The organism is Sphingomonas anseongensis (genome assembly GCF_023516495.1).
GTDB classification, from domain to species: Bacteria; Pseudomonadota; Alphaproteobacteria; order Sphingomonadales; family Sphingomonadaceae; genus Sphingomicrobium; species Sphingomicrobium anseongensis.
This window is the reverse complement of sequence record NZ_JAMGBC010000001.1, coordinates 1049180-1074302: the sequence shown is the minus strand read 5'-3', so window position 1 is coordinate 1074302 and position 25123 is coordinate 1049180. Positions and strand designations below refer to the sequence as shown.

The window sequence follows — 25123 nt, the reverse complement described above, 5'->3', positions numbered from 1 at the left end:
AGCGCGATTGCGCCTTGACCGTGAAGCGAAAGGCCCCGAAATGCGTGTCCTCGGCCCGATGGCGGAGTGGTTACGCAGAGGACTGCAAATCCTTGCACGCCGGTTCGATTCCGGCTCGGGCCTCCATTCACCCTCAGTGGGAGGAAATCAGTGCGGACAGCCGCGGCGCTTGCAGCGCTCCTGCTCGCGTCCTGCAATGCGCAGACGGCGACGGCGCCGTCGATCAGCGTGGACAACGCCTGGGTCCGCGCAACACTTCCGGGGCAGACCTCGTCCGCAGCCTATTTTGTGATCGCCAATGCAGGCGGGGCAGATGCGTTGGTCTCAGTCACCAGCCCGGCCGGTGACGCGTCGCTGCATTCCTCCTCGATGGAAGGTGGCGTGATGCGCATGCGGCCTCTGGAAAGGCTGGAAGTGCCGGCGAGCTCGACCGTCAGCCTCAGCCCGGGCGGCACGCATTTGATGCTGATGGGTCTCAAGGCGCCGCTGGCGGACGGTTCCAGCGTTCCGCTTGAGCTCAGCTTCGCCAAGTCCGGCAAGAAGCAGGTCGTGGCGACGGTTCGCGCGGCCGGCGGAGAGTCGATGTGAAGCGGGCGAGGCTGATCATCTGGGGCATCACCGCGGCGGTGTTGGCTGTCATCGCGGTCCTGATGCTCACAGCCCCCGATCGCAGCACGCAACAGCAGCCTCTCGTTGCGACCAGCTTCGGCGGGCCGTTCACCTTGGTCGGCACGAACGGGCAGCCGTTCGGAAGCGAGCAGCTGAAGGGCAAGCCTTATGTGCTGTTCTTCGGCTTCACCCATTGCCCGGACACGTGCCCCACTACGCTCGCCCGCCTGGTGAAACTCCGGCGAGACTCGGGCGGGGATTCCGCTTTCAACATCGTCTTCGTCACGGTCGACCCAGAGCGTGATGGGCCGAAGGAAATGGCCGCCTATTCGACTGCCTTCGGCGCTCCGATCATCGGCCTTACCGGCTCGCCGGCGCAGATTTCGAAAGTCCAAAAGCAGTTCGGCATCTTTGCGCAGAAGACGCCGACCGGCGGCGGCGACTACACAATGGACCACACGGCGACCGTGCTTCTGTTCGATCGTGAGGGAAAATTCGTGGCGACCGTCTCGCCGGACGAGCAGGACCAGCCCGCTCTCGACAAGCTGAAGCGGATTACCGCCAGCTAACGCTTGAGAACGCGGTCGAGCAGACGATCGACCGCGGCGATCGATTCAGGCTCGTCGAAATCAGGCGCGTGGCCGACGTTCGCGACCGTCACCAGCTCTGCGCTTGGCACCGCTTCGAGCATTTTCTGGGCTGCCGACGGCGGGAACAGGTCGCTGTGCTCGCCGCGAAGGATCACGAGCGGCTTTCCGTCGAGAGCGCGAAACAACGGCCATGCGTCGACGGCCGCAGCCGTGTTCGGGTCCATCTGCCTGAACGGCTCGGCGATCGCCATGTCATAGTCGAGCTCGATCCCGCGCCCGGTCTGCCGCGCGACGCGCTTTGAGTAACGTATCCAGTCGTCGCGATCATAGCCGGGGTGGACGTCCTGATATTTGGCAGCGAATTGCTGGGCGGCCTCGTCCCAGTCGCGGAACAACAGCTGCTGTCCGACATAGCTGGCTATGCGATCGAGACCGGGGCGGTTGAGTTCCGGGCCGACATCATTGAGCAGAGCTCCAGCAATACGCTGCGGAGCAAATCCGGCGACGATCATGGTCACGATCCCGCCCAGCGAGGTGCCGATGAACACGGCTTCGCCGATCGCCAGTTCGTCGAGCAACTGAAGAACGTCGGCAGCATAGACGGGGGGCATGTAGCGACTGGATTGCGGGTCATGATCGCTTCCGCCGCGGCCGCGGAAATCCACCGCGAGTACCCGCCACTCGCCCGCGAGTCGTTCGCCGATATTCTCGAAATCGCGGGCGTTGCGGGTGAGGCCGTGGAGGCAAAGGACGGGCGGGCGATCGGCCGGACCGGCATAGTCGCGATAGTGAAGCTTCAGCCCATCGCGGCTGGTCCAGTACCGGTCTTCCCAAGAGCCCACGCAGCTTCCCCCGAATGTTCGCCTCCCCTATCGCGGGCGAATGGCGCTCGCGCAATCCTACCGGCCGGAGGTAAAGATCCTTGAGCTTGGTGAGCGGTTTTTCGACGCTGTCGAGGCGGCTCAATTCCCTCAGTGCATCGCGCGCTTCCTAAACCGTCGGGCAGCCGCCACCGTCGGCCTTGACCAGCTGAGCGATGACGAGTGGTCGGCGCATTTCTGCCGGTTCGAGCCGCTGCCGAAGAATTTGAAGCATCCGCTGGCCCTCCGATATCACGGCCACCAGTTCCGGGTTTACAATCCGGACATTGGCGACGGGCGCGGTTTCCTTTTCGCGCAGTTGCGGGATGCGCGCGATCGACTCCTCGACCTCGGCACCAAAGGGTCCGGACAAACTCCCTACAGCCGCTCCGCGGACGGACGGCTAACACTCAAAGGCGGAGTGCGTGAGGTGCTCGCGACCGAGATGCTGGAAGCGCTCGGAGTCAACACGTCCAAAAGCTTCGCTTTGTTCGAGACTGGCGAGCAGCTGGTTCGCGGGGACGAGCCGTCGCCGACCCGCTCGGCGGTCCTGACCCGGTTGAGCCACGGACACCTCCGCATCGGCACGTTCCAGCGCCAGGCGTTTCTCAAGGACGTCGACGCTCTGGGGCGGCTGGTCCGCTATTGCCTGGAGCATCTCTACTCGGAGCAGCCCGGCGCGGATGACGCTGAAAATGCGGTCCGGCTGTTTGCCCTGGCGGCCGAGCGCACGGCTGGCCTGGCGGCAAGCTACATGGCGGCCGGCTTCGTTCACGGGGTCCTCAACAGCGACAATATCAACATCACCGGCGAGAGCTTCGACTACGGGCCGTGGCGATTCACGCCTCATTGGGACGGGGACTTCACCGCGGCCTATTTCGACCATTACGGGCTCTATGCCTTCGCGCGGCAACCGGAGGCAATCCATTGGGACTTGGCGCAGCTTGGCGGCTGCCTGTCGCTCCTGGCCGAGGCACCATCGCTGTCCGACATCCTCGCCGATTGGGGCGATCGGTTCGACCGGGCACTGGTCGAGAAGCTGCTTTGGAGGCTCGGCGTGGAGCTGCGCGGCGAAGGCGGCGACCGTGAGCTGGCCAAGGCGCTCGTGGAAGCGATGGATTCGCGCGCGGCGACGATTGACCGCATTTTCTTCGACTGGAGAGGCGGCAGCGACCCCGGAGCGGACAAATATCCGTCAGTGCCGTTCCGGAAATTGGCGTCGCTTCTCGACGGCCGCGAACGCCCCCCCGGCCATGGCTATTGGTCGGATTCGGAGCCCTGCTCGATGCACATCGACGAGGTCGAGGCGATCTGGGATGCGATTGCCGAGCGCGACGACTGGGCCCCGTTCGATGCGAAGATCGCCGCGGTTCGTCGAATGGGCGAAGCGATGCAATCGTAACGGCTGTTGCTCAACTTGACCCGCGAAGCACCGCGTGGTGGAGGGCGCAGACCGATGTTCAAGCGTATCTCTTCGACCGAACCCGCCACCGGCAGCGAAATCTGGAGCGGCGAGACCGGCGACGCCGCCGCCGAAGTCGCCGCTGCCAGGGCGGCTTTCCCCGAATGGGCGGCTCGTTCCTCCTCATACAGGATGGAGGCGCTTCGCCGCTTCGCCAACGTTGTGAGGAAGCGCGAAAAGGATTTCGCGAGCCTCATCTCGCGCGAAACGGGCAAGCCGTTCTGGGAAACCCAGACGGAAGTCGCGGCGGTCATAAACAAGGTCGAGATTTCAATCACCGCTTTCGCCGAGCGTACTCCGAAGCGGACGCTCGAGGCGGCGATGGGCAACAAGGTGGTCGTCCGGCACAAGCCGCACGGCGTGCTCGCGGTGCTCGGTCCCTACAATTTCCCTGCGCATCTTCCCAACGGCCACATCGTCCCGGCACTGATTGCCGGCAATACCGTGGTGTTTAAGCCGTCCGAAAAGACTCCGGCGAGCGGCGAATTCCTGGTCCAATGCTATCGCGACGCCGGCATCCCCGAAGGCGCGATCCGGCTCCTCCAGGGTGGCCCCGACGAGGGCAAGGCGCTCGCGGCCCAGCCGGACATCGACGGTCTATTGTTCACCGGCTCGGCGCGCGCCGGCCGGTCGCTCCACGAGCAATTCGCGGACATGCCGCAGAAAATCCTGGCGCTGGAGCTTGGCGGCAATAATCCGCTGGTGGTCTGGCACCCGAAGGACGTAGAGGCCGCGGCCACAATCGCGGTCCAGTCCGCCTACCTCAGCGCCGGCCAGCGCTGCACCTGCGCGCGGCGGCTGATCGTGGAGGACGGCCATGAAAAGCCGCTCCTCGACGCCATCGCCGCGCTGATCGACCGGATGATCGTCGACGAGCCCTTCGCGGACCCGCAACCGTTCATGGGCCCGGTGATCGACAACGACAGCGCACAGCACCTGCAGGAGCAGTGGGTGGAGTTGATGATGAAAGGCGGAAAGCCCATCCGGCGGCTCGACAGGCCTTATGAGGACCGGCCCTATCTGACCCCCGCACTGATCGACGTCACAGACGCCAGGGACATTCCGGACGAGGAGCTGTTCGGTCCGATCCTGCAGGTGATCCGGGTCAACGATTTCGATTCAGCGATCGCGGAAGCGAACAATACGCGCTTCGGTCTTGCAGCCAGCCTGCTCGGCGGCACACCGGATCAGTACGAGCATTTCTGGAGCCACGTCCGCGCCGGTGTGATCAACTGGAACAAGCCAACCAACGGAGCGCCGTCGACGGCTCCGTTCGGTGGCGTCGGCCTGTCCGGCAATCACCGGCCGAGCGCCTTCTACGCCGCCGACTATTGCGCCTATCCGGTGACCAGCGTGCTCGGCGACCGGGTGCGGGGAACAGTCGCCCAGGGGCTTCGCGACCCCAACATGCAAGAAGATTAGCTGGCGCAGCTCATGCCGGGGGCATGAGCGAGCAAGCTAAATTTCACGGGGTTTGCCGGCCTCATCGAGCGCGACGAAGGTGAACTCACCTTCAGCGACCAGCTTCTCCTCGTCACCGTCGCGAACGCGCGCGACAGCTTCGGCCTTCAGCTTCAGCGACGTCCGCCCCTGCTTGAGTAGCTCCACATAGACGCTGAGCTCGTCGCCGACCGCCATCGCTCCAGGGAATTTGATCGCATCGGCTGCGACCAGAATCGCCTTGCCGTTGGAATGGCGCGACGCGAACGACCCGCAGGCGAGCCCCATCTGTCCCATCAGCCAGCCGCCGAACACGCCGCCATAGGGATTGGTGTCGGAGGGCATAGCCGTGACCCGAATGAGAGGCGTCCGCCCAGGCAGGGAGTCAGATCCTGTGCCAGTTGAAGATCAGGCGGAAGGCGAGGCTGACGCCAACGAATAAGGGGATGGAGAAGAGCAGGTTGCGTGAGCCCTCGAGCGGGCGAACCGTTCCCGCCCCGGCCCAGCTGTGCACCCACGTGCCGGAACCGCCGTCGAACGCCGTTGGCAGTATGAACGCGATGATCGCGCCCACGACCAAGGCGGTGATCCATTTCATCTCAGGCCAGCATTCCCAGCGGGTTCTCGATCAGGCGCTTGAACGCGGCCATCAGCTTGGCGCCCTCGGCACCGTCGATGGCGCGGTGGTCGAAGCTTCCGCTGGCGCTCATCACTGTCGCGATCTGCAGCGAGTCGTTGACCACATACGGCCGCTTTTCGCCCGCCCCGACAGCCATGATCATGCCTTGCGGCGGGTTGATCACGGCGTCGAACTGCTTTGTGCCGAACATTCCCAGGTTGGAAATGCTGGCTGTGCCGCCCTGATATTCCTGCGGCTGCAGCTTGCCCTCGCGGGCACGGCCGGCGAGGTCCTGCATTTCCTTCGCGATTGTCGAAACGCTCTTCGTGTCGGCGCCGACGATGATCGGCGTGATCAGTCCGCCCTCGGTCGCGACCGCGACGGAAATGTCCGCGCGGCTGTACTTGACCATATGGTCGCCGCCGAAGCTGACGTTCGCGGTCGGCACCTCGATGAGCGCCATCGCCAGCGCCTTGATCAGCAAGTCGTTGACGCTGAGCTTGATTCCGCGCGGCTCGAGCCCCTTGTTGAGCTCGCTTCGAAGCTTGAGCAGCGCGTCGAGCTGGATGTCGACTGTGAGATAATAATGCGGGATCGTCTGCTTCGACTCGGTCAGGCGGCGAGCGATCGTCTTGCGCATGTTGGACAGCTTGACGACCTCATGCGGGATTTCGCCGGGCTCGACTGGAGCAGCTGCGGGAGTAGCGGCCTTTGGAGCCGCAGCTGCCGCTGGGGCGCCCTCAAGGTCCGCCTTGACGATCCGACCGCCGGGGCCGCTGCCCGTGAGCGAGGAAAGATCGATCCCCTGGTCGGCGGCGATTCGCCTGGCCAGCGGCGACGCCTTGATTCGCTGGCCCTCGTCGCGCTGCTGTTGCGCTGGTTGTGGAGCAAGGGCGGGCGCAGGCGCTGCAGCCTTGGGAGGCTCCTCGGCTTTCGGGGCCGGCGCGGGTGCAGGCTTGGGCGAATCCGCTTTAGGAGCAGCTCCGGCCGCCGCCTTGCTCACAGATGCGCTTTGCTCGCTGCCCCCGGCAGCAACGTCGCTGGCATCTTCGCCTTCGCCCGCGAGGATCGCAATCGGGGCTCCGACCTTCACCCCGTCCGTGCCTTCGGCGACCAGGATCTTGGCGATCTTGCCTTCGTCGACCGCTTCGAACTCCATCGTCGCCTTGTCGGTCTCGATCTCCGCGAGAATGTCGCCCGACTTCACCTCGTCACCTTCCTTCACAAGCCATTTGGCGAGCGTTCCCTCTTCCATCGTCGGCGAAAGGGCGGGCATCTTGAGCTCGATGGGCATCGGAGTCCTTCTTGGAAGGCGGGCAGCTGGCACAAAGCCAATGCCGCGGTTCGGGTCAAGCGCGAGTTGCCGCCCAGAGCCGTTGCCGCTTGCGCTTGGCGCCCGTTTCTAGCAGCCTCTTTTCGACAACAGGGGAAAAAGCGGGTGCGCACCTATCTGGTCGTGATCGACGACAGTGCCGAAGCGCGCGTTGCGCTCCGCTTCGCCGCCCGCAGAGCAACCAAAACCGATGGTGCAGTCGAGGTCCTGGCGGTCGTCGCGCCTCAGGATTTCGTTCAGTGGGGCGGGGTGCAGGCCGCGTTCGAGGAAGAGCAGAAGCTCCGAATTGAGGGAGTCGTCAGCTCCGCCGTCGGCGGGATCTTCGACGAGGCGGGGATCAAGCCGGCAATCGTCCTTCGCCAGGGTGACGCGGTGAAGGTGGTCCGCGATTACCTGGCCGACCGGGACGAGATCGCCGCGCTGGTGCTCGGCGCGGCGCCTTCGGGCGATCCGGGCCCGCTGGTGGCCCATTTCGCGGGCAAGGACTCGGGCAAGCTGCCGTGCCCGGTGATGATCATCCCCGGTTCGCTGACCGACGAGCGACTGGAGCAGCTCAGCTAGTTGCCGCACCATCGCGCCCCCGCTAACCGCGCTTGGGCATGAGCGAGCTTCCGAAAACCTTCGATCCCGCCGCAATCGAGCAGCGCTGGTACGGCCACTGGGAATCCAACGGCCTGTTCCGCCCGGATCGTGGCGACCGGCAGCCGTGGACGATCGTGATGCCGCCGCCAAACGTCACGGGCTCGCTGCACATCGGCCACGCACTCGACAATACGCTCCAGGACGTCCTCACGCGGCGCGAGCGGATGCTCGGCAAGGACGCTTTATGGGTGGTCGGCACCGACCATGCGGGCATCGCTACGCAGATGGTCGTTGAGCGAACGATCGCGGGGCAGGGGCTCAAGCGGCAGGATCTGGGACGCGAAAAATTCCTCGATATCGTCTGGGACTGGAAGGAAACATCCGGCGGGGCGATTACCCGCCAGCTTCGCCGCCTCGGTGCCTCGTGCGACTGGAAGCACGAGCGGTTCACGATGGACGATGGCTTCTCGAAGGCCGTCGTGAAGGTGTTCGTCGAGCTTCACCGTCGCGGCCTGCTCTATCGCGACAAGCGGCTGGTGAACTGGGATCCGAAATTCCAGAGCGCGATTAGCGACCTCGAGGTGGAGACCAGGGACGTCCAGGGCAAGTTCTGGACGCTCAGCTATCCGCTCGAGGACGGAAGCGGCGCGATCCAGGTCGCAACGACACGTCCGGAAACGATGCTCGCCGACATGGCGGTGGCGGTTCACCCCGACGACGAGCGGTATAAGGCATTGGTCGGCAAGAAGCTGAAGCATCCGATCACCGGTCGGCTCATCCCGATCGTGGCCGACGAGCATGCGGACCCGGAGCTCGGCTCGGGCGCGGTGAAGATCACTCCGGGGCACGACTTCAACGATTTCGAGGTCGGCAAGCGCGCCGGTTTCGCCGCTGCCGACATGCTCAACATGCTCGATTCGTCAGGCAACGTCGTTCAAACCCAGGACGGGCTGATCCCGGACGAGTTGCTCGGGCTTGAGCGGTTCGAGGCGCGCAAGCGCGTGGTCGAGATGCTTGAGGCGGAAGGCGCGCTGGTCTCGGTCGAGGACCGCGTGATCCCGACCCCGTTCGGCGACCGCTCGGGAGTGGTGATCGAGCCGTGGCTAACCGACCAATGGTACGTCGATGCCGCGAAGCTCGTCGGCCCAGTGATCGAGGCGACGCGCAGCGGCAAGATCAAGATCGTCCCCGCGACGTGGAAGAAGACCTGGTTCAACTGGCTGGAGAATATCCAGCCCTGGTGCGTCTCGCGCCAGCTGTGGTGGGGCCACCGGATTCCGGCCTGGTACGCCGACGACGGCGAAATCTTCGTGGCGGAGACCGAGGAAGAGGCGAGGGCGCAAGCGGGCGGCAAGTTGCTTCGCCAGGATGACGACGTCCTCGACACCTGGTTCAGCTCGGCTCTGTGGCCGTTCGCCACGCTCGGGTGGCCGGAGCAGACGGAGGAGCTGAAGCGCCACTACCCCAACGACGTGCTCATCTCCGGCTTCGACATCCTCTTCTTCTGGGATGCGCGGATGGCGATGCAGGGCATCGAATTCATGGGCGAAGTGCCGTGGAGGACGCTCTACCTCCACGGCCTGGTCCGCGACGCGCAGGGCCAAAAGATGTCCAAGTCGAAGGGCAACACGGTCGACCCGCTCGGCCTCATCGACAAATATGGGGCCGACGCGCTGCGCTTCACCCTGGCGGCGATGGAAAGCCAGGGGCGCGACATCAAGCTCGATGAGAAAAGGGTCGAGGGCTACCGCAACTTCGCGACCAAGCTGTGGAACGCCGCGCGCTTCCTGCAGATGAACGGCGTCGGCGCGAGCCAGAGCATCGCGGCTCCGGCAGCCGATCTTCCCGTCAATCGCTGGATCATCGGCGAAGTGGTGGAGACCCTCGCCAAGCTCAACCGCGCGTTCGACGATCTGCGCTTCGACGACATGGCCAACGCCATCTACCACTTCGTCTGGGACACCTACTGCGACTGGTATGTCGAGCTGGTGAAGGGCGCGTTCGACGAGGAAACCAAGGCCGTCGCCGCCTGGGCGTTCGACCAGATCCTGGTAATGCTCCACCCGCTGATGCCCTTCATCACCGAGGAGCTTTGGTCGAAGATGGGGGACAGGCCTTACGAGCTCATCGTCGCCAAATGGCCCCAGCCCGAAGCGAAGGTGGACGCGGCGGCAAAGGACGAGATGGACTGGCTGATCGCGCTGGTCAGCGAGATTCGGTCGGCCAGGACCGAGCTCAGCGTTCCTCCGTCAGCGAAGCTGCGTCTTTTCGCCGGTGATGCGTCCGACAAGGTCGCGGGGCGGCTGGACCGGCAATTCGCCACCGTTTCACGGCTGGCGCGACTGGAATCCATTCAGCTTTCACCGTTCACCGGCACCGGAGCGGTGCAGGTGGTGGTCGAAGGCGCAACCTATGCGCTTCCGCTCGGGGATGTGATCGATCTCGACGCGGAGAGAACGCGGCTCAGGAAGTCGATCGAGGCCGCTGAGAAGGAGCGTGACCAGCTGGGGGCGCGCCTCGGCAACCCGAACTTCGTCGAGCGGGCCAAGCCCGAGGCCGTCGAGAAGGCCCGCTCCGACCACGCTGAGAAATCGGCCGAGGCCGAACGTTATCGAGCGGCGTTGACCCGGCTCGGTTGATGGCAGACGCGCCCAAACCGAAGCGCGGCAACCTCACCGAGGGCGCGATCGGCAAAACCCTCCTCGTTTTCGCGCTGCCGACCCTCGCAAGTTCCATCGTCCAGTCGATGAACGGCACTGTGAATGCGATCTGGGTCGGCCGTTTCATCGGCGAGAACGGTCTTGCGGCGACCTCCAACGCCAACATGGTCATGTTCCTGCTGATCTCCTTCGTCTTCGGGTTCGGAATGGCCGCGACGATCCTCGTCGGCCAGGCGTTCGGGCGGAAGGACATGGACGAGGCGCGGCGGGTCGTCGGCACGACCGCCGGTACCTTCCTGCTTATCAGCATGGTGGCAGCGGTGGCGGGCTGGTTCCTGGCGCCGGGGATCCTGCATCTGCTCGGAACGCCGGCGCCCGCGACGCCGCTCGCTCTCGCCTATCTGCGGGTGATCTTCCTGGCGATGCCGGCCCTCCTCCTCCTGACGATGCTGATGATGGTCCTGAGAGGAGCCGGGGACAGCCTGACTCCGCTGTGGTTCATGCTCGTCGCCGTCATCCTCGACAGCGCTCTCAACCCGGTCTTCATCCTCGGCCTCGGACCCGCACCGAAGATGGGAATCGCCGGATCGGCGACCGCCACCCTCATCGCCAACTATGCCGCGCTGATCGGCCTTCTCGCCTACATCTATTTCAAGGACCTGCCGCTTCGCCTTCGCGGAAACGAGTTCCGCTATCTGTGGTGCGACATCGCGCTGCTCAAGACGATCGTCGTCAAGGGATTGCCGATGGGCATCCAGATGATCGTCATCTCGCTCTCTGCGCTGGCGCTCATCGGCCTCGTCAACAGCAACGGCGTCGACACGGCGGCAGCGTTCGGCGTCGCCCTGCAATTGTGGACCTATGTGCAGATGCCGGCGATGGCGCTGGGAGCGGCGGTCAGCGCGATGGTCGCCCAGAACATCGGCGCCGGCCTGTGGCATCGAGTCTCGGCGGTAACCCGCTCGGGGATCCTCTATTCGGTGGCAATAACGACCGCGCTCGTTCTCCTCATGACTCTCTCCGATCGCCCGGTCATGGCCTTGTTCATGGGCGGCGGGAGCCCGGCGCTTCCAATCGCCAGGCACATCCACCTCGTTGCAACGTGGAACTTCATCCTGTTCGGAGTCACCATGGTGCTGTTCGCGACGGTTCGGGCGAACGGCGCGGTGTGGGCGCCCCTGATCATCCTGTGCATCGGCCTGTTGCCGGTGCGCTTCGGCTTCATCTTCGCGACCGACCAATGGCTTGGAAGCGCGGATGCGATCTGGTGGAGCTTCCCGGTCAGCTCCTTCGCCAACCTTGCCTTGTCCGTCGGCTACTATCTCAACGGCAGCTGGAAGAAGGCGCGTATGCACACGGCCGCGCCGCTGAGCGACGAGGAAACGCTCGAAGAGGCGCTCGGCACTCGCGAGCCGGGCGGAGCGCTGAAGCCCGCAGGCTAGTCCGGAGCAGGAGCCGCGACCCGGATCGCATCGGGCGCGACCTCGATCTCCAGGGGCGTCTCGGGCCCCAGCTCTCCGTCGATCGACACTCGCATCCGCGGCTTGGTTGCAACGCGCATCTTGCGCCCCCTGAACTCGCGCACCGTCTCGTGCCTCGAGGGCGCCTTCAGCGCGCTGGCCATGTAGCTCCAGGCGAGCTTAGTCAGGCTCCGCCCCTGGACGGCCTGGACGACGACCTCGCCGCTATCGAGGTCGGCGCTTTCGATGAGCTCGACTCCGCCGTGGAAGCGGCCGTTGGCGATCCGGACCTCCGTCGCCCACAGCCGGTGCTCGCGCCGCCCGTCGTCCACGATCAGGCGGAATGCGTCGAAGCTCGCCGCGGACCAGCCCGCCCAGACGAGATAGCCCAGCCGGCCGAGTATCCGCTTGAGCCCGCTCGGCACCGTCTCGGCGACCATCGGGGCCAGGCCGAGGGCGGCATTGTTGAGGAAATAATCGCCGTTGATGTTTGCGAGATCGATCGGGCGGGCGACTCCGTTGGCGATCACCCCGATCGCGCCATCGAGATCGAGCGGGATTCCGAGAGTCCGCGCAAAGCTGTTCGCTGTGCCTAGCGGCAGGAAGGCGAAGACCACGTCCTTCCCCAGGAAGTGATCGACAGCCTTCGAAAGCGTCCCGTCGCCGCCGCCGATGATCACCATCGGTGCCCGGTCGATCGCCGCCGTGACTTCGCCCGCCAGCAGCCCTGGATCCTCGACCGCTCGTGAATCGATCAGCTGGATGCCGGCCTCGACCAGCTTGTCGCGGGCGCCTTCGAAGGCCTCCGCGCCTTTCCGGCTCGCGGCGTTGACGATCAGGATCGCTTGTCTGGGTAGCGGGGGCACTCGGCTGCAATGCCTGAGCGGCGGCTTTCTTTCCTTGTGCCTGCCGCGCTAGAGGCTCGGCATGAGCTCTTTTCCAGCCTTGAGAATGCGCCGCGCTCGCTCCGCGCCGTGGATTCGCGCGATGCTCGCCGAGACCCGGCTTCACCCCAGCGACTTCATCTGGCCGTTGTTCATTTGCGACGGCGAGGGATGCGAGGAGCCGATCGGCTCACTCCCCGGAGTCAGCCGCTGGTCGGTCGACCGCCTCGCTGCCAAGGCCCGCGAAGCCGCCGACCTCGGCATCCCCTGCATCGCGTTGTTCCCGAACACACCAAACGATCTTCGGACCGAGGATGCGCGCGAGGCTTTGAACCCCGACAATCTCATCTGCCGCGCGATCAAGGCGATCAAGGATGCGGTTCCGGATATCGGGGTGCTCACCGACGTCGCGCTCGATCCGTACACGAGCCACGGCCACGACGGGTTGGTCGACTCGTCAGGTTATGTCCTCAACGACGAGACAGTAGAAATCCTGGTGGAGCAGGCGCTGGTGCAAGCCGCTGCGGGCGCCGACATCGTCGCTCCCTCCGATATGATGGACGGCCGCATCGGAGCGATCCGCGAGGCTCTGGAGCGGGAAGGGCACCTGAACGTCGCAATCATGGCTTATGCCGCCAAATATGCGTCGGCCTTCTACGGGCCTTTCCGCGAAGCCGTCGGATCGCTCGGACGGCTGAAGGGCGACAAGCGCTCCTACCAGATGGATTCGGCGAACATCGAGGAAGCGCTTCGAGAGGTGGATCTCGATCTGGAGGAGGGGGCGGACTTCGTGATGGTGAAGCCGGGATTGCCCTATCTCGACGTCGTCGCTCGGGTGAAGGCGGAATTCGGCGTGCCAACCTTCGTTTATCAGGTGTCCGGCGAGTATGCGATGATTGAGCATTCAGCTGCCGCCGGCGCGGCCGACCGTGAGGCACTGATCCTGGAAACGTTGCTGGCCTTCAAGCGCGCCGGGGCGTCGGGAATCCTCACCTATCACGCGCTCGACGCTGCCCGGCTGCTCAATGGCTGAAGTGATCGCGGAGACGGACCGTCTCCTGCTTCGGACCTGGGACGAGCAAGATTTGGACGAGTTCATCGCGCGTACCAATACGCCGGCCGTGATGCGCTGGCTTGGCGGTGTCGCCCCGCGGGAGCAGCACGAAGCCGCATTCGAGCGGCTGAAGGCCTACCAGCGGGACTTCGGTCACACCTTCTGGATCGTCGAGCGGAAGAGCGATGCCGCCCTGCTCGGATTTTGCGGGTTGAAGCGGGTGAACCACCCGAACGCCGGACCGATCACCGGTGATTTCGAAGTGGGCTGGCGCCTCCGCGAGGACGCGTGGGGCCAGGGCTATGCCAAGGAGGCGGCAATCGAGTCGCTGGACCTGGCGTTCGAAAGGTTCGGAGCGCCGCACGTGGTGGCGCTGACGGTTCCGGGGAACGCCGCGAGTCAGGCGCTCATGAAGCGGCTCGGGATGAAACTGCGCGAGGAGCTCGACTTTGTCGATTCGCGGTTTGAGCACCCAGGCGATCTCAATCCCGCCATCGTCTACGCGATCCAAGCGGCCGAGTGGCCGGAGGCACGGGCTCGCGCGCTTCGGCCGCGCTAGCGCGCGAGCAGCGCCTGGATCTGATCGATCGTTGAAGCTTCGCGACTGTCGATCGTGCCGGCGCGCGCTGCGGCGGTGTCGATTGCCATCAGGTCGCCCGCAGCGATACCGCCGAGCGACTGTATCCGATGAGCGCCAAGTGCCTGGATGTCCGCGACTGCGGTTGCCACCGGCGCCCGCGCTGCGACCGCGGCGGAAAGCGCCTGCTGGGCCGCGATCCAACTTTCGCTTTCCCTGGCTCCGGCTGATTCCGCGAGTTGCCGCGCGCGCTCGGCGAGCGGCTGGAAGGCCCTATCGCCGGATTGCGCCTGAGCAACCAGCAAGTCGAGCTGGTCCACAAGGCCTGCGCCCGGGGCCATCGAGATCGCCGGTTCCGGAACGGGCACTCGGGGGTCGATGGCCTCCTCCGGCCGCGGGGCAAGCGACGGCGCGTCTATCTCGGCGTGGGAGCAGCCGGCGAGTATGAGTATGAGCAGGAGCTGAGGCGCGCGCATCGCGGCTGTCTAGGAACCGCCGGGATGGATCGCAATGCTGCCGAGGCGAGGGTTGCCTAGCTCCCCGCCTGTGCCTATGTGCCCGCTGCTTCCGCTTTTCGCGGCATGCGCCCGTAGCTCAGCTGGATAGAGCACCAGACTACGAATCTGGGGGCCGGAGGTTCGAATCCTTCCGGGCGCGCCATTTTCCACAGATCAAACCTGTGTCCGCAAGGGCCGGCGCGACCGTTTGCGGTCGCGCTCGTGTCAGGCTGATCGTTCGCCGGTTAGGCGACGGCTACGGTGTTCGCGACCGACCCTGTGGCAGCGGCAGCGCGCGTTGCGAAATCTTCCGCAAGCTTGCTGTGCCAGACCCTTGCGGCCTCGGTAACTGCCCTCTGTGCCGCGATCCGTTCCTCGTACGCGCGGCGGCGATAATAACGCTGGTTAGACTCCATACGCACCCCCTGGTCGAATCGGACGATGCGCGCGAACCCCTAAGAGGTGGTTAATATCCACAGGCGTCCCGGCTCGGAACAGCGGCGACTGGATGCGCGACAAAGCGGACGATCGGGCGAATGATGGCTGAAACCTAACGAATCGCCGCTCGTTGAAGCCGTAAATGTTTGAAAGGAAATCGCCCGTGCTGAGTTCAACCCTTACGAGCCGTGGGCAATTCGATCCGAACGCGCGCGGATATCATGCCGCCTATCGCGAAGGCGAAGTGAACCACTGCCCTGGCTGCGGCCGAAGCCAGTGGATCATCGGCCGGCTGAGCGCCGAATGCGCCTTCTGCTCGACCGCTTTGCCGCTGACGGAAGCGCATCGGCAGGGGCAGGGAGCGACGGTCACGTGCCGTTCGTGGCCGCTCTACCCGACGCTCGACGCAGCTTAAGGATCGTCCGCAGTCGCGGCTGCATCGTGCCTGGTGTATAAGGGCGCGATGAAGAAGGCTCTTGCGGCCGCGATTGCGGCGACCCTCATCATCAGTCCGGTCCCTGCGTCAGCGCAGGCGACCAACTTCACCCTCATCAATGCGACCGATATCGACTTCACCGCCTTGAAGGTGCGCCGGTACGGAACGGATGAGTGGAAGCCGCTAGTGATTGCTCCGGTTCCGGTCGGAAAGGCCGGCGGACGCGGCTCCGTCCAGTTCAATAATCCGGATTGCGCGTTCGATCTTCAGGCGACGCTTCCCGACGGCCGAATCGTTGTGTGGCCGGGGGTGAACCTGTGCGAAGCCAAGGTCGTGACTCTGAACCGTAACGATCGCGGACAACTGTGGGTCGACTACCAGTAGCCAGCCGGCGGGCGGGGGCCGGATAGGGCCCCGAAGCGATCGCCGGGCGCGGCTTCACTGAATCGATAAGCTTCGCGCCCGCGACGAACACGACGCCGGTGCAGGCAGCGGCGAGGATCCAGCCGCTGATACCCGGATATTGCACCATGTAATGCTGGCCGCGCTCGACTGCGCCAAGGGCGATGGCATAGGTCACGAGCCACGCCTCAAAGCGCGTCCTTATCGTGAAAAGCCGACCGATCTTGCGAAGCATAGCCATTCGTTAACGCCTGAACGTTGGAACGGCGGCTTTGAGCCATTCAATTCCTAATGGATAGGGTTAAATGGTCGGTAAGGATTGGCTTGCCGTCCCGTTTCGGGACATCAGGTGAGCTCGGCCAGGTCGAGCGTGTCCAGCAGCGCCGAGCGGGCAGTTTCGACGTCTCTGATGAGCGCCGGATTCTGAAGGTCGTCGGAATGAAGTGATTCCGGCCAATGCTGATCGATCACCGCGGCGATCCGATCGAGCTTGTCTTCGTCGACCAGGAAGCGCGGGTCCACCGTGGCCGGGTCGGCGACCACCCGGAGGCGAAGGCAGGCGGGGCCGCCGCCGTTGGCCATCGACTGGCGAACATCGACGACCTCGACCTTTCGGATTGGCCCGTTGCCGGCGACGTGACGCTGCACCCACGACCAGACGGATGCAGTCTCGCGAACTTCCTCGGGCACAACGAGCGTGGTCTCGCCGCCGGGCGGGCTCACAATCTGGCCATTGAACAGGTAGGAGGCGATTGCGTCTCTGAGAGGCACGTCGGCGCCGCTCACCTCGACCAGTTGAAGCTCCGGGAACAGCCGCTCACATTCGCCGAGCACCCGATCGCGGTCGGCGAAGGCCTTTTCGTGGGCGAACAGAATTCGCTGGTTGGCGACCGCGACGACATCATTGTGGAAAGCACCAGCGGCAATCGCGTCCTCCGATTGCTCGACGAACAGGACCTTGGCGGGATCGAGGCGGTGAAGCCGGGCGATCGCCCTGGACGCTTGCAGGTGCTGACGGGCCGGAAATGCGCCGCCGCTGACGCCGTAAACGAACAGCTCAACGCCTGACTCGCCATAGGCTGTCGTGAGTCGCATGTGATTGGCGGCGCCCTCGTCACCGAATGCGGTGGGCACCGGCGCATGGACAGCGAATGCCGGATCGCGGAACGCGACCTTGAGCTGCGCCAGCGTCGCCGGCCATTCGTGGCTGCGGTGTGGCATCGTCTTGAGGTTGGCGACGGTCAGGTGACACTTGCCGTCTGCGGCATCCGCGGCGGGGGAAACGGTTGCGGCATTGGCCGCCCACATGGCCGAGGCCGACATCGCATTGGCCGCGACCTTCGGTTCAGCGTCCTCGATCGTCGTCCCGAGCGCCGCCAGCCACTCGCGGTGCGGGCGCGGGTGGGGGAGGAATATCCCCTGAGTGAGGCCGAGGCGAAGGTTCGACCGCATCTTCTCGACACCCTGGAGGGCCGCGGAGCGCGGCCGCGAGACCTGGCCCAGGTTGCGGGTCGACGCGAGGTTGCCGAGGCTCAGGCCGGCATAATTGTGGCTCGGCCCGACGATCCCGTCGAAGTTGATCTCAGGTAGAGCCATTGCGGCTCACTGCTACGACCTTGTCGCCAACCTCCACCTCGAGCAGATCCGCAGTCTGGCGGTCGATGCATAGCCCCTTCTTCGGGACCTTTCCGATCGTGGCGCAGCAGGCACGGAAGCTGTTCAGCCGGCCGGTGGCGATCAAGACCTTCTGTTTCCCGCCTTCGCCTATCTCCGCGACGGAGTGGACGTCGGACTGGCGGATGGTGCGGATCTGGTCCGTGGGGCAGGTCACCGTCGGACCGCCGTCGAAGATGTCGATATAGCGGTCGAAGGCAAAGCCTTCCGCCTCCAACATCTTCATAGCCGCGCGGCCGGACGGGTGCGGCTGGCCCATCACCGCCTTCGCGCTATCCGGGAGCAAGGCGACGTAGATCGGAGTCCTCGGCATCAGGTCGGCGATGAATTTCGTGCCATGAACCGCGTTGAACTCGTCCGCGTCGGGAAAGGTCATCCCGAAGAATTTGCCGGCCAGCGCATCCCAGAAAGGCGCGTTGCCCGCCTCGTCCATTACGCCGCGGAGCTCGGCTAGCGTCCGGTCACCGAACCGCTGTCGGTGGAGCTTCATGAATAAGTAGCGGCTTCTAGCGAGCAGGGCGCCGAGTCCACCCGCGCGCGATTCCGGATGGAGGAACAGCCCGCCGACTTCCGACGAGCCTTCGAGGTCAGTCGTCAGGGTCAGAGTCTCGTTGCGGAAGGTCTTGCCAAGCTCGGGGCTGCTCTGGGTCAGGGTGCTGAGGTGATAGGAATAGAAAGGCTGGGTCACGCCTACCTGGCCGAACACCTGGCAGGTCCCCCGGATGGCTTTCGTTTTCGCATCCTCAAGAACGAACACATAGAGGTCGCCGCTCTGCTCGTCGTCCTCGCGCTCGAACGACGCGGCGGACCGCGCCAGCTTCTCGACCAGAGTTGCCTTGTCGGGAGGTAGGTTGGTGAACCCGCCGCCGGTCAGCTTCGCCATCTTGTAGATCGCCGGAAAATCTTCCGCTCTCGCCGGCCGAACGCGCATGGTCATAAGCCCTCGGCAATTCGAAGGATGGTCAGCGCCGAAAGCGCTGCCCGTTCACCGAGACTTTCGCTGATCAGAAATTCCTCCATGCTGTGGATCTTGCCGCCGCGGACGCCCATCGTGTCAACGACGGGCACTCTGCAAGCCGCGATATTATTGCCGTCGCACACGCCGCCTGTGGCCTTCCACCCGATTGGTTGGCCGAGGTCGGCGCCCGCCTGCTTCACCAGGTCGAACAGTTTCTCCATTTCCGGCGTCATCGGCTTGGGCGGGCGGCCGAAGCCGCCGTGTGCTTCGATCGAGACGTCGCGGGTCGTTGCTACGGCGGCGACGATTTCATCGATCCGGAGCCTGGTGTCGGCCTCGATTTCCGGAGTGCGCGGCCTGAGATTCACCCGGAGGACAGCCATGTCGGGAACGACGTTGCTGGGGCTTCCGCCTTCGATCCGTGCCGGGTTCACGGTCAGTCCGTCGCGCCTGAGCGAATCGAGGCGTAGCGCGAGGTCGGCGGCTGCGAGGAGGGCGTTGCGGCCGTCCTCGGGGTTGCGGCCGGCATGGGCGGAACGGCCGCGGACAACGAAGGAATAATTGCCGCTTCCGGGGCGGGCACCGGCAAAGGTGCCGTCCGGAAGCGCTGACGGCTCATAGGTGAGCGCGGCGCGCTTTCCTGCAGCCGCATCGGCAAGCAGTGCCGCGGAGCCGAGCGATCCCACTTCCTCGTCGCTGTTGATGATGACTTCATAGCCAAGGCTGGACCCCTTGGGGCTCTCCTCTACGGCTTTCAGCGCCGCAAGCATCACTGCCAGCCCGCCTTTCATGTCGGCCACTCCGGGACCGTTCAGGACGCCGTCCTCGAGCCAGCGGGTCGACTGGAAAGCGTGATCGACGGGGAAGACGGTGTCCATGTGGCCGGTGAGCAGGAGTTGCACGGGCGCATCCACCCGGACCTTGAGGCGGATGTTCTGGCCATGCTCCAGCGTCACGTTCCGCCCTGCGGAATCGACCGTCTCGACCGGCGCTGGATCGACGAGTTCTATCTGTCCTGGAAGAACCGAGAATGCATCGGCGAGCACCGCCGCGACGCGCTCGAGGCCCGGCAGGTTGCGCGATCCGCTGTTGATCGCGCTCCACGCCAGCACCTGGTCGAGCATCGGCTCGTCAGCCGCGCGTTCAACCGCTTGCTGCTCATCTGCGGAGAGGCTCATAGGCCCTATCCAGTAGCCGCGCCCGATTCGGAAGGCCACACCGCGCGAACAACGCGAAACCCCCAGGCTATCGTGTTATCGATGCTCCGAAGCGAACCCGAGTCGTCGACCATATTGTTCCGCGCGAGTGCGCACTTCGAGGGAGGATAAGGGCATGTTTCGCAAGACGCTTCTGATCGGCTTTGCAATCGCGTCGATGGCTGTCGCCACCCAGCCTGCGTCGGCAAAGGAGCGGGACCTCGGAAATCTGGCAAAGGACGACGACAAGCTCATCGGGATTTGCGGCAACCATGACGCTGAAGTCTGGGTGTCGCCTGACGGGAATAATTGGGGATGTGGCTACAAAGGCGGCGGCGGCGTTCTCTGCGACAAAGATACGGGCTGCCTGGAGGAAACACGTACCGCCCCCGATACCGACAAGCCCTGGGGTCTGGCAGGTCTGATCGGACTCCTCGGTTTGCTCGGGCTAACCCGCCGTCGGCGGCACGGCCGTAACCACGACACGAGCCCTGACGGCCGGGTCTAGCGATATCGAGAGGTCAGCTAGCGCAGCGAGGCGACCTGCATCTGCGCCTGCGGATCGAGATAGGTGATCTTCACCGGCACGTAGCTTCGAAGGGCGATATGTTCCTCGGGGACGTCGGCCGACATCGGCATCGAATCGCCGAGCAGCCAGCGCGCCAGCCGAGGCGCGTCCTCGAGCCGGATGCATCCCGCGCTGAGGTTGCGCTGATCCTGCTCGAACAGTTCCTTCTTCGGCGTGTCGTGGAGGTAGATCCCGTCGCCCGCGGCGAGGCTGAATTTGATCCGGCCCATCGAATTGGCGGGCCCCGGGCGCTGTCGAACGAGAACGGTCGTCCGCCCGTCCGCGACCGCCTGCCAGTCGATCGTGTTCGGATCGAGGATCTGGCCGTCGGGGCCGAAGCTCGACATCACCTCATAGCCGCGGCTGGAGAGGTATTCGGTGCCCTGCTTGAGGACGTTCGGCGCCGTCAGGGTCCGGGCGATATCCTCTGGCACGTGCCAGTAAGGGTTGACCGTCGCATAGGTGAGCGAGGTCGTGAGCTCGGGCGTCGGCTCCGCCGGCTTGCCGACGATGACCTTCATCGAATCGACCACCCGCCCATTCTCCAGCATGAACAATTTCGCCGACGCGGCATCGATCAGGATCGAGCGGCCGGCGGTGCGGGGGACGATGTTGGCGAGGGCAGCGACAGCGGCGGAGTCAGCCGTGCTCCCGGATCCTGCTATTGCGGGGCTGACGGGCACGAGCGCTGCCAACAGCGCGGCGCATAGCGCGCGCTTCAGTGGTTTGGTCACTTTTTGTCTTCCAGAAAAACGAGTTACCGCCTTAACGCGCGATCCGAGTGGCAGTTCATTTCCGCGCCAGGCTTTCGGCCAATCCTCGCTTCGACCTATCTAAAGATAACTACCTTTAGTGATTGGGGTAATTGTCAACCACACGTCGGTTAATCGACGGCTTCGGGCGGTGGCAAAGCTACCCCATGGCCCCCGTTTGCGCTTTTTCGTTCGAGCCAGCAGCCGGGAATGGGCAGTGACAGCCGAAGCGAAGACACCCAAACGTGCGAACAGCCGTTCGCGCGTGCTGATGGCCGGAAACGTCGTCACGGCCGACGGCTCTCACCAGGTGCTGCTGCGCGATATTTCGCGTAAGGGCGCACGTATCTGTGCCGGCAACAGAATTTCGGCGGGTCAGGATGCCTACCTTCGCCGCGGCTCCATCTTCGTTGTCGCTCGGATTGCCTGGTCCAAGGACAATGAGGCCGGTCTCGAATTCTATCGGCAAATGACTCGCGCCGATCTGGATCGCGCTTTTCATCGCGTGATCCTTCCGCAGGATGCGGACTAACGTATTGGCCGACTACCGCCTTCTCTGGTTCGACGACGGCGGCGGCATGACCGGCGCGGAGTGGCTGGAGGCGCGCAGCGATTCCGAAGCCCTGGCTGTGCTCAACTGTCGCAACCTGCTGCCGCGGTTCGAGCTTTGGTGCGATCAGCGCCTGGTGGCCCAAGCCGGCGGCAACGACTTCCCGGCGGCGCGGCAGATGACTGGATAGGTCTAGAAGTAGCCTGCGAAATCCTCGAGCAGCCGGCAGTACAGGTCGCGTTTGAAGGGGACGATCAATTCCGGAAGCTCGCTCGGCTCGACCCACTTCCAGGCCCGGAATTCGGGGTGCCTGGTCGCCAGATTCACGTCGGCGTCAGTGCCCAGGAAGCGGGCCAGAAACCAGTGCTGCACCTGGCCCTTCCACTTTCCCCGCCACAATTTGTCCCGCCATTCGTCGGGAAGGTCGTATCGAAGCCGCTCCGGATGCTCTGCGATCCGCTCGACCAGTCTCGGCGCGATGCCAGTCTCTTCTTCCAGCTCGCGGAGGACGCCAGGCCAAGGCTCCTCACCGTCGTCGATCCCGCCCTGAGGCATCTGCCACGCATCTTCCGGATTATCGATGCGGGCGGCGACGAAGACCTTGCCGTCGTGGTTGACCAGCATGATTCCGGCGCCGAGGCGGTAGAGGTCGTCGTCTGCCACGTGCATCCCTTATCCTGCCGCGCATTTGCAGGGGAAGGGGTGGGCGAAGATCGCAACCGGACCGGCAATCGGCCGGACGGTCAGCGGATTGGGGAAAGAGCCTTCAGTTCGGCGAGCCCCTTGACGCTGGTTCTCGCCCAATTTTCGACGAGAGCTCGGAAGTCGCCGGCATTGCTGACGCTGGACCGCCATCCGACGGTGGTGTCGCCGGCGACTTCGCCGTCGACAGCGCGGCCGAGCAGCGCGTTTGTCACGGAATCCCGCACCTCCACGACAAGAACGGCACTTCCGGCATCGTCGGAGAAGGTGAAGGACCGCGATGATGTACGCGCCTCGGGGGCGGTGACATTGATGTTGAGAACGGCAGTTCTCACCCGCAGGACGTCGGGCCCGGGATCGGCCACCACCGAATAGCCGCCGTCCCGCCAAGCTTTTGCGAAGATATCGTTGGCCGCAGCAATCCCGAGGGTAACTGCTCGCGCAATGTCCTGGTCGGAAACCCGCCCGCCGAGACCGATCGCGGTCCGGTTATAATCCTTCTGCCAGCTCTTGTGGAACGCGACCTCCGTCGGATCGAGAATCACCTTCGAATAACCGCGAAAGTCCGCTCCCGGCTGGAGATATACGACATCGAGCCGCTTGGATTTGACCTGGACCAGTCCGTCCCAGCTTGCGGGCGGGGCGGCGGTCGAGGGCGCGACCCAAAGGAGAGCGCCGGAAACTATCGCTCCAATCAATCCGAGCCGTTTCATGGGCCTCTCCCGCACCGTGCGGCTTTGACCTCCCTCCCAATCAATCGCGAGCCAATCCGGTGAACCACCCAGGCGCACTTGGGAATTCCATGACAAATGGTGGCGGGAGGCGTCAGTCCGCTCTAAGGAGGAGCAGCTCAACATTCTTTGACGTTTGTGAAGGACCCGCTTGTGGCGACAGCCACCCATCTCCTCACCGAAAAGGAAGCCGCCGCCCATCCGCAGCCTGAAGCGGTCGTGGTCCGCTTCGCCGGAGACAGCGGCGACGGAATGCAGCTGACCGGCGGCCAGTTCACGCTTTCGACGGCGCTTGCCGGCAACGATCTTGCGACCTTCCCGGACTTTCCCGCCGAAATCCGCGCTCCCCAAGGCACGACCTTCGGCGTTTCCGCCTTCCAGATCAATTTCGGATCAACCGCGATCGACACCGCGGGCGACCAGCCGGACGTGCTCGTGGCGATGAACCCGGCGGCGCTGAAGGTGAACGCCGACCAGCTTCGCGAAGGCGGGCTCATCATCGCGGACGAAGGCGAGTTCACTGCCCGCAACCTGTCGAAGGCCGGTTACGAGCAGAACCCGCTGGAGGATGGAAGCCTCGCCAAGTGGCAGGTCATCCACTTCAACATTTCGCAGCTGACGCTCGATGCCGTGAAGCCGTTCGGGCTGGGCAACAAGGAAGCCCTGCGATGCAAGAACATGTGGACGCTCGGCCTGGCGCTGTGGATGTTCGACCGCGACCGCCAGCCGATCGTCGACTGGCTCATGGCCAAGTTCGCCAAGGCGCCCGAGCTTGCCGAAGCCAATATCGCCGCGCTCAACGCCGGCCACGCTTATGGCGAGACGGTGGAGCTAAGCGCGCCGGGGATCGCCCAGCACCACATCGCTGCTGCGCCCGCGGAACCCGGTCTCTACCGTACAGTCACCGGCGCGGAATCGCTGGCGCTGGGCCTTGTCGCCGGATGCCAGCTGGCCGGCGTACGGATGTTCTTCGGTTCATATCCAATCACTCCCGCGAGCCCGCTCCTCCATCATCTCGCCCGCCTCAAGGAGTTCGGGATCACGACCTTCCAGGCGGAAGACGAAATCGCCGCAATTTGCGCGGCAATCGGCGCGAGCTACGCCGGCCAGCTTGGCATCACGTCGTCATCCGGGCCGGGCATTGCCCTGAAGACCGAGGCGCTCGGGCTTGCGGTGATGACCGAGCTTCCGCTCGTCGTCGTCAACTCGCAGCGCGGCGGCCCCTCGACCGGCCTTCCGACCAAGACCGAGCAGTCGGACCTCTACCAGGCAGTCTACGGGCGCAACGGCGATTCGCCGGTGGTCGTGCTCGCCGCCCGCTCACCGGCCGATGCCTTCGATTGCGCGATCGAGGCTTGTCGGGTCGCGACCCGCTACATGGTGCCGGTGATGCTCCTGACCGACGGCTACATCGCCAATGCTGCGGAGCCGTGGCGGGTGCCGGACATGAGCGGCTACCAGCCGTTCCCAGTCAGCTATTTCGAGACCGCGCCTGCGGAAGGCGAGGGGGTGATGCCTTACGTCCGCAACGCCGACCTAGCGCGTCCGTGGATCAAGCCCGGCACTCCCGGGCTGGAGCACCGGATCGGCGGGATCGAGAAGCAGCCTGGCACCGGCAACATCGACTACAGCCCCGTCGCTCACGAAGAGATGACCTTCGAGCGCGCGAACAAGGTTCTCAAGGTCGCGGAGACGATTCCCGACCAGGACGTCTGCCTTGGCGAGACCAGCGGCAAGCTCGCCGTCGTCGGCTGGGGCTCGACCTACGGCCCGATCCACCAGGCGGTCCGACGCGCCCGCAACCGCGGGCTCGACGTCAGCCACATCCACATCCGCCACATCTGGCCGATGCCGAAGAATATGTCGGCGCTGCTCAAGGGCTTCGAGCATATCCTCGTCCCCGAGATGAACATGGGACAGCTCAAGACGGTGTTGCGCGACCAGTTCCTCGTCGACGCGAAGCCGCTGTCGAAGGTCGCCGGGCAGCCGTTCCGCATCGCCGAGATCGAGCAAGCGATCGACGAGGCGTTGAAATGAGGCCAATCAACGTCTTTCCGATGGTTATGATGCTGATCGTCATCGTCCTCCT

At 64.6% G+C, this 25123-nt stretch carries 28 protein-coding genes and 2 tRNA genes; 17 read left to right on the top strand and 13 right to left on the bottom strand.

Annotated elements, in window-relative coordinates; genetic code table 11:
* The first annotated feature begins 52 nt into the window (after positions 1–52).
* The 3 genes from LZ519_RS05585 (at position 53) to LZ519_RS05575 (ending at position 1178) form a co-directional block, all read left to right on the top strand.
* Positions 53–126: transfer RNA gene (locus LZ519_RS05585), tRNA-Cys, on the top strand.
* A 24-nt stretch (positions 127–150) separates the two neighbouring features.
* Positions 151–588, top strand: a complete 438-nt coding sequence (locus LZ519_RS05580) for a copper chaperone PCu(A)C (RefSeq protein ID WP_249867725.1) — start codon at positions 151–153, stop codon at positions 586–588.
* Positions 585–1178, top strand: coding sequence for an SCO family protein (locus LZ519_RS05575; protein WP_249867724.1), 594 nt, complete (start codon positions 585–587; stop codon positions 1176–1178). Before LZ519_RS05580 ends, LZ519_RS05575 begins: the two co-directional genes overlap by 4 nt.
* Here the strand turns inward: LZ519_RS05575 and LZ519_RS05570 are convergent.
* On the bottom strand, positions 1175–2041 hold the full coding sequence (locus LZ519_RS05570) for an alpha/beta fold hydrolase (RefSeq protein ID WP_249867723.1): 867 nt from the start codon (positions 2039–2041) through the stop codon (positions 1175–1177). The two genes, LZ519_RS05575 and LZ519_RS05570, sit on opposite strands and share 4 nt — an antisense overlap.
* 40 nt (positions 2042–2081) lie before the next feature.
* Between LZ519_RS05570 and LZ519_RS05565 the strand changes: the two genes are divergently transcribed.
* Together LZ519_RS05565 and astD are read left to right on the top strand one after the other, a co-directional pair.
* Entirely contained in the window at positions 2082–3461 is a 1380-nt protein-coding gene (locus LZ519_RS05565; protein ID WP_249867722.1) for a protein adenylyltransferase SelO family protein, read from the top strand.
* A 54-nt stretch (positions 3462–3515) separates the two neighbouring features.
* The gene (gene astD, locus LZ519_RS05560) at positions 3516–4943 is read left to right on the top strand and encodes a succinylglutamate-semialdehyde dehydrogenase (protein ID WP_249867721.1); all 1428 of its coding nucleotides are present in this window, start codon (positions 3516–3518) and stop codon (positions 4941–4943) included.
* Between the two features lie 36 nt (positions 4944–4979).
* Here astD and LZ519_RS05555 read toward each other — a convergent pair whose 3' ends face one another.
* From LZ519_RS05555 to LZ519_RS05545, 3 genes are read right to left on the bottom strand one after another with little or no spacing between them, the layout of a single operon-like run.
* Positions 4980–5306, bottom strand: a complete 327-nt coding sequence (locus LZ519_RS05555; protein ID WP_249867720.1) for an acyl-CoA thioesterase — start codon at positions 5304–5306, stop codon at positions 4980–4982.
* Positions 5307–5346: 40 nt separating this feature from the next.
* The gene (locus LZ519_RS05550) at positions 5347–5559 is read right to left on the bottom strand and encodes a hypothetical protein (RefSeq protein WP_249867719.1); all 213 of its coding nucleotides are present in this window, start codon (positions 5557–5559) and stop codon (positions 5347–5349) included.
* Between the two features lies 1 nt (position 5560).
* Positions 5561–6874 (bottom strand): pyruvate dehydrogenase complex dihydrolipoamide acetyltransferase, encoded by a 1314-nt coding sequence (locus tag LZ519_RS05545; RefSeq protein ID WP_249867718.1) that lies wholly within the window; start codon positions 6872–6874, stop codon positions 5561–5563.
* Between the two features lie 144 nt (positions 6875–7018).
* On the opposite strand from LZ519_RS05545, the gene LZ519_RS05540 reads away from it, so the two are divergent.
* The 3 genes from LZ519_RS05540 to LZ519_RS05530 are packed head-to-tail and all read left to right on the top strand — an operon-like array spanning position 7019 to position 11597.
* Positions 7019–7474, top strand: a complete 456-nt coding sequence (locus tag LZ519_RS05540; protein ID WP_249867717.1) for a universal stress protein — start codon at positions 7019–7021, stop codon at positions 7472–7474.
* A 38-nt stretch (positions 7475–7512) separates the two neighbouring features.
* Positions 7513–10134 carry a valine--tRNA ligase gene (locus tag LZ519_RS05535; protein ID WP_249867716.1) on the top strand — a complete coding sequence of 874 codons (2622 nt, stop codon included), beginning with the start codon at positions 7513–7515 and terminating at the stop codon, positions 10132–10134.
* The gene (locus LZ519_RS05530; RefSeq protein WP_249867715.1) at positions 10134–11597 is read left to right on the top strand and encodes an MATE family efflux transporter; all 1464 of its coding nucleotides are present in this window, start codon (positions 10134–10136) and stop codon (positions 11595–11597) included. The genes LZ519_RS05535 and LZ519_RS05530 overlap by 1 nt, the downstream gene beginning before the upstream one ends.
* Here LZ519_RS05530 and LZ519_RS05525 read toward each other — a convergent pair.
* Positions 11594–12481 carry a diacylglycerol/lipid kinase family protein gene (locus LZ519_RS05525; RefSeq protein ID WP_249867714.1) on the bottom strand — a complete coding sequence of 296 codons (888 nt, stop codon included), beginning with the start codon at positions 12479–12481 and terminating at the stop codon, positions 11594–11596. The two genes, LZ519_RS05530 and LZ519_RS05525, sit on opposite strands and share 4 nt — an antisense overlap.
* 61 nt (positions 12482–12542) lie before the next feature.
* On the opposite strand from LZ519_RS05525, the gene hemB reads away from it, so the two are divergent.
* Both hemB and LZ519_RS05515 read left to right on the top strand, forming a co-directional pair.
* Positions 12543–13532, top strand: a complete 990-nt coding sequence (gene hemB / locus LZ519_RS05520; protein ID WP_249867713.1) for a porphobilinogen synthase — start codon at positions 12543–12545, stop codon at positions 13530–13532.
* Positions 13525–14112: a GNAT family N-acetyltransferase gene (locus tag LZ519_RS05515; protein WP_249867712.1), complete on the top strand. Its 588-nt coding sequence runs from the start codon at positions 13525–13527 to the stop codon at positions 14110–14112. Before hemB ends, LZ519_RS05515 begins: the two co-directional genes overlap by 8 nt.
* On the opposite strand, the gene LZ519_RS05510 is transcribed toward LZ519_RS05515, so the two are convergent.
* Positions 14109–14606, bottom strand: a complete 498-nt coding sequence (locus LZ519_RS05510) for a hypothetical protein (RefSeq protein ID WP_249867711.1) — start codon at positions 14604–14606, stop codon at positions 14109–14111. The two genes, LZ519_RS05515 and LZ519_RS05510, sit on opposite strands and share 4 nt — an antisense overlap.
* A 107-nt stretch (positions 14607–14713) precedes the next feature.
* On the opposite strand from LZ519_RS05510, the gene LZ519_RS05505 reads away from it, so the two are divergent.
* A tRNA-Arg gene (locus LZ519_RS05505) sits at positions 14714–14790 on the top strand.
* Positions 14791–14872: 82 nt separating this feature from the next.
* Here LZ519_RS05505 and LZ519_RS05500 read toward each other — a convergent pair.
* A complete protein-coding gene (locus tag LZ519_RS05500; protein ID WP_249867710.1) occupies positions 14873–15043 on the bottom strand; it encodes a hypothetical protein in 171 nt (56 codons plus the stop codon).
* Between the two features lie 185 nt (positions 15044–15228).
* On the opposite strand from LZ519_RS05500, the gene LZ519_RS05495 reads away from it, so the two are divergent.
* Entirely contained in the window at positions 15229–15480 is a 252-nt protein-coding gene (locus LZ519_RS05495) for a hypothetical protein (protein ID WP_249867709.1), read from the top strand.
* Between the two features lie 48 nt (positions 15481–15528).
* Entirely contained in the window at positions 15529–15885 is a 357-nt protein-coding gene (locus tag LZ519_RS05490; protein ID WP_249868930.1) for a hypothetical protein, read from the top strand.
* Between the two features lie 363 nt (positions 15886–16248).
* Here LZ519_RS05490 and LZ519_RS05480 read toward each other — a convergent pair whose 3' ends face one another.
* From LZ519_RS05480 to LZ519_RS05470, 3 genes are read right to left on the bottom strand one after another with little or no spacing between them, the layout of a single operon-like run.
* Complete coding sequence (locus LZ519_RS05480; RefSeq protein ID WP_249867708.1) at positions 16249–17499, bottom strand: N-succinylarginine dihydrolase; 1251 nt, start codon at positions 17497–17499, stop codon at positions 16249–16251.
* Complete coding sequence (locus LZ519_RS05475; RefSeq protein WP_249867707.1) at positions 17486–18514, bottom strand: arginine N-succinyltransferase; 1029 nt, start codon at positions 18512–18514, stop codon at positions 17486–17488. The genes LZ519_RS05480 and LZ519_RS05475 overlap by 14 nt, the downstream gene beginning before the upstream one ends.
* The gene (locus LZ519_RS05470) at positions 18511–19713 is read right to left on the bottom strand and encodes a hydrolase (protein WP_249867706.1); all 1203 of its coding nucleotides are present in this window, start codon (positions 19711–19713) and stop codon (positions 18511–18513) included. Before LZ519_RS05470 ends, LZ519_RS05475 begins: the two co-directional genes overlap by 4 nt.
* Before the next feature lie 154 nt (positions 19714–19867).
* Between LZ519_RS05470 and LZ519_RS05465 the strand changes: the two genes are divergently transcribed.
* Positions 19868–20239 (top strand): WGxxGxxG family protein, encoded by a 372-nt coding sequence (locus LZ519_RS05465; protein ID WP_249867705.1) that lies wholly within the window; start codon positions 19868–19870, stop codon positions 20237–20239.
* A gap of 17 nt (positions 20240–20256) precedes the next feature.
* Here LZ519_RS05465 and LZ519_RS05460 read toward each other — a convergent pair whose 3' ends face one another.
* The gene (locus LZ519_RS05460) at positions 20257–21033 is read right to left on the bottom strand and encodes a L,D-transpeptidase family protein (RefSeq protein ID WP_249867704.1); all 777 of its coding nucleotides are present in this window, start codon (positions 21031–21033) and stop codon (positions 20257–20259) included.
* 235 nt (positions 21034–21268) lie between these two features.
* Here LZ519_RS05460 and LZ519_RS05455 point away from each other — a divergent pair, with 235 nt between their 5' ends.
* On the top strand, positions 21269–21583 hold the full coding sequence (locus LZ519_RS05455; RefSeq protein WP_249867703.1) for a PilZ domain-containing protein: 315 nt from the start codon (positions 21269–21271) through the stop codon (positions 21581–21583).
* Between the two features lie 4 nt (positions 21584–21587).
* Entirely contained in the window at positions 21588–21791 is a 204-nt protein-coding gene (locus LZ519_RS05450) for a hypothetical protein (RefSeq protein WP_249867702.1), read from the top strand.
* Positions 21792–21793: 2 nt separating this feature from the next.
* On the opposite strand, the gene LZ519_RS05445 is transcribed toward LZ519_RS05450, so the two are convergent.
* Positions 21794–22264, bottom strand: coding sequence for an RNA pyrophosphohydrolase (locus LZ519_RS05445; RefSeq protein ID WP_348539382.1), 471 nt, complete (start codon positions 22262–22264; stop codon positions 21794–21796).
* Positions 22265–22344: 80 nt separating this feature from the next.
* Positions 22345–23016 (bottom strand): DUF3313 family protein, encoded by a 672-nt coding sequence (locus LZ519_RS05440; protein WP_249867701.1) that lies wholly within the window; start codon positions 23014–23016, stop codon positions 22345–22347.
* 171 nt (positions 23017–23187) lie between these two features.
* Between LZ519_RS05440 and LZ519_RS05435 the strand changes: the two genes are divergently transcribed.
* Entirely contained in the window at positions 23188–25071 is a 1884-nt protein-coding gene (locus LZ519_RS05435) for a 2-oxoacid:acceptor oxidoreductase subunit alpha (protein ID WP_249867700.1), read from the top strand.
* Positions 25072–25123: the final 52 nt, after the last annotated feature.

Excerpts from the sequence above, each read along its gene's own strand:
- LZ519_RS05565 (WP_249867722.1), top strand. The coding sequence starts at position 2,082 with ATGGCGCTCGCGCAATCCTACCGGCCGGAGGTAAAGATCCTTGAGCTT.
- astD (WP_249867721.1), top strand. The coding sequence starts at position 3,516 with ATGTTCAAGCGTATCTCTTCGACCGAACCCGCCACCGGCAGCGAAATC.
- LZ519_RS05555 (WP_249867720.1), bottom strand. The coding sequence starts at position 5,306 with ATGCCCTCCGACACCAATCCCTATGGCGGCGTGTTCGGCGGCTGGCTG.
- LZ519_RS05550 (WP_249867719.1), bottom strand. The coding sequence starts at position 5,559 with ATGAAATGGATCACCGCCTTGGTCGTGGGCGCGATCATCGCGTTCATA.
- LZ519_RS05545 (WP_249867718.1), bottom strand. The coding sequence starts at position 6,874 with ATGCCCATCGAGCTCAAGATGCCCGCCCTTTCGCCGACGATGGAAGAG.
- LZ519_RS05535 (WP_249867716.1), top strand. The coding sequence starts at position 7,513 with ATGAGCGAGCTTCCGAAAACCTTCGATCCCGCCGCAATCGAGCAGCGC.
- LZ519_RS05530 (WP_249867715.1), top strand. The coding sequence starts at position 10,134 with ATGGCAGACGCGCCCAAACCGAAGCGCGGCAACCTCACCGAGGGCGCG.
- hemB (WP_249867713.1), top strand. The coding sequence starts at position 12,543 with ATGAGCTCTTTTCCAGCCTTGAGAATGCGCCGCGCTCGCTCCGCGCCG.
- LZ519_RS05515 (WP_249867712.1), top strand. The coding sequence starts at position 13,525 with ATGGCTGAAGTGATCGCGGAGACGGACCGTCTCCTGCTTCGGACCTGG.
- LZ519_RS05510 (WP_249867711.1), bottom strand. The coding sequence starts at position 14,606 with ATGCGCGCGCCTCAGCTCCTGCTCATACTCATACTCGCCGGCTGCTCC.
- LZ519_RS05500 (WP_249867710.1), bottom strand. The coding sequence starts at position 15,043 with ATGGAGTCTAACCAGCGTTATTATCGCCGCCGCGCGTACGAGGAACGG.
- LZ519_RS05490 (WP_249868930.1), top strand. The coding sequence starts at position 15,529 with ATGAAGAAGGCTCTTGCGGCCGCGATTGCGGCGACCCTCATCATCAGT.
- LZ519_RS05480 (WP_249867708.1), bottom strand. The coding sequence starts at position 17,499 with ATGGCTCTACCTGAGATCAACTTCGACGGGATCGTCGGGCCGAGCCAC.
- LZ519_RS05475 (WP_249867707.1), bottom strand. The coding sequence starts at position 18,514 with ATGACCATGCGCGTTCGGCCGGCGAGAGCGGAAGATTTTCCGGCGATC.
- LZ519_RS05470 (WP_249867706.1), bottom strand. The coding sequence starts at position 19,713 with ATGAGCCTCTCCGCAGATGAGCAGCAAGCGGTTGAACGCGCGGCTGAC.
- LZ519_RS05465 (WP_249867705.1), top strand. The coding sequence starts at position 19,868 with ATGTTTCGCAAGACGCTTCTGATCGGCTTTGCAATCGCGTCGATGGCT.
- LZ519_RS05440 (WP_249867701.1), bottom strand. The coding sequence starts at position 23,016 with ATGAAACGGCTCGGATTGATTGGAGCGATAGTTTCCGGCGCTCTCCTT.